Annotated in this window: 2 protein-coding genes; both read left to right on the top strand. The window is 74.4% G+C overall.

Features of this window, described 5'->3' with window-relative positions:
* The coding region (locus NQ160_RS23355) for an energy-coupling factor ABC transporter ATP-binding protein (protein WP_257517394.1) at positions 1-593 on the top strand (593 nt) is incomplete at its 5' end.
* A complete protein-coding gene (locus NQ160_RS23350) occupies positions 590-1,399 on the top strand; it encodes an energy-coupling factor transporter transmembrane component T (RefSeq protein WP_257517393.1) in 810 nt (269 codons plus the stop codon). The genes NQ160_RS23355 and NQ160_RS23350, both read left to right, overlap by 4 nt.
* The last annotated feature ends 363 nt before the right edge of the window (positions 1,400-1,762 follow it).

The following is a 1,762-nucleotide window of genomic DNA, read 5'->3' as shown; positions in this document are numbered from 1 at the left end:
ACGCGCGGACGCTCCACCGCCGCATCGGGTTCGTGTTCCAGAATCCCGAGCACCAGTTCATCGCCGGCACCGTGTTCGACGAGTTGGCCCACGGGCTGCGGCTGCAGAAGCTGCCCGAGCCGCAGGTGCGCGCGCGCACCGACGAGCTTCTGCACCGCTTCGGACTCGAGGACAAGGCCGACGTGCACCCGTTCCTGCTGTCGGGTGGCCAGAAGCGGCGACTGTCGGTGGGGACGGCCCTCGTCGCCGGTGCGCCCGTGCTGGTGCTGGACGAACCCACGTTCGGTCAGGACCGTGCCCGCGCCGACGAGCTGCTGACGCTGCTGCGCGACCTCAACCGCCAGGGCACCACGATCATCGTCGTGACCCATGACATGCAGCTGGTCACCGAGTACGCCGACCGCACGGTGGTGCTCGGCGACGGCCGGGTGCTGGCCGACGCCGCGACAGCCGGGGTCTTCGCCGACGACGCGCTGCTTGCGCGGGCGGGGCTGCGCCTTCCGCCGCTGCGCGAAGCCCTGCGCGGTGCGACGCGGCATCCGCGCCTGCAGTCCGTCGTGCGCCTGGCCGACCTTCCCGGAGGCGGCGCGTGACCGCCGTCGCCGATCCCTACGCCGAGGCCCGGCCGGCGCCGGCGGGGCGGTTCCTCTACGGACTCAATCCGCTGGCGAAGTTCGCAGCTCCCCTGCCCGCGATGGCCGCGCTCGTCTTCGCGCGCGATCTCACGACGCCGCTGGTGTTCCTCGCGCTGGCCTACCTCGTCGTCATCGTCGGCGCGCGGTGGACGTGGCGCCTGGCGGCGGTGCTGCTCGCCGCCGTCCCGCTCGGCGTGCTGCTGGTGGGGTTCGGGATGAGCGTGTGGGTGGATGCCGCGCGCGTCGACGGCACCGCACCGGTGCTGCAGGCGGGCGGGTGGACGCTCTACTCCGGGGCCCTGCAGATCGGCATGGCCACGGCGCTGCGGCTCGGGGCGATCGTCGCGCTGGCGCTGATGGCGGGCCTGACCACCACCGGCCCCGATCTCGTGCGGGCCCTCGTGCAGCAGCTGCGGGTGCCGTACCGCGTGGGGTACACGGCGCTGGCGGCTTTCCGATTCGTGCCGCGGTTCCGGTACGAGCTCGACGTCATCCGTCAGGCGCACCGGGTGCGCGGCTCGTACGGCGGTCGCGGACCGTTCGCGGCGGTCGCCCGGGGCGCCGGGTACCTCGTGCCGCTGCTGGCCGGAGCGATCCGCCACGCCGAGCGGGTGGCGCTGGCGATGGACTCCCGCGCCTTCGGCGCCTACCCAGACCGCACCGAGCGCCACCTCGTGCCCTGGCGGGTGCGCGACACCGTGTTCGTCGCGGCCTCCTGGGTCGTCACGGCTGCGCTGCTCGTCGCCGTGTGGCCCCGCGGCTGACCCCGGGCGCACTGCGGCCGGCGTCCGGCCCGCGCGCGCCGCATCCCTCCCCGCGGCATCCTCGCGCCGAGAAACCACTTCTGCGCTGAGACATCGCGCGTCGCGTGGTGTCTCACCCCGAAAGTGGTTTCTCAGCGGACACGGGCGCGGCGGCGGGGGGCGCGGGCGCGGAGAACGGGCGGATGCGGCGGCAGGGGCGGATGCGGCGGCGGGCGCGGGCGCGGGCGCGGGCGCGAACGACGGATGCCGCGACCCCCGGAGGGACCGCGGCATCCGGTGCGTCAGGTGCGCGTCAGCGCTTGCCGGCGATCTTGCGGCTGACGATGTCGCGCATGATCTCGTTCGTGCCGCCGTAGATCCGGT

The sequence above is a fragment of the Microbacterium sp. zg.Y909 genome, assembly GCF_024626565.1.
This window is presented reverse-complemented; position numbering and strand designations above follow the sequence as displayed.